Source organism: Priestia sp. SIMBA_032, from assembly GCF_046535215.1.
GTDB lineage: Bacteria > Bacillota > Bacilli > Bacillales > Bacillaceae_H > Priestia > Priestia aryabhattai.
In genome coordinates this window covers 1-263 of the sequence record NZ_JAWRXD010000886.1, presented here as the reverse complement: position 1 = coordinate 263, position 263 = coordinate 1, and the positions used below count along the sequence as shown (strand labels likewise).

The window sequence follows — 263 nt, the reverse complement described above, 5'->3', positions numbered from 1 at the left end:
CAACAGTCCCTTTATACGTTACACTTGAAAGTTCTATGCCCGTTTCCTCAAACGTTTCTCTAATTATTCCTTCGTATGGCGTTTCATTCTCTTCTATTTTTCCTCCAACACCATTCCACATCCCCATATTCGGCTTTTTATTTCTATTTAATAGCAGTATTTTATCGCTTTTTCTAATAAAGCAAATTGTGTATTTGTACATACGATCATTTCCTTTCATTTTCCACATGAGTTATTTGGCTTATTTTCAAGTAAAAACACTC

General features: G+C 33.5%; 1 protein-coding gene. It reads right to left on the bottom strand.

What is annotated here, in order from left to right; all coding sequences use genetic code 11:
• Window positions 1–202 (bottom strand): NUDIX hydrolase (locus SB717_RS36865; RefSeq protein ID WP_410908040.1); only part of this gene is annotated, 202 nt, incomplete at its 3' end.
• Window positions 203–263: the final 61 nt, after the last annotated feature.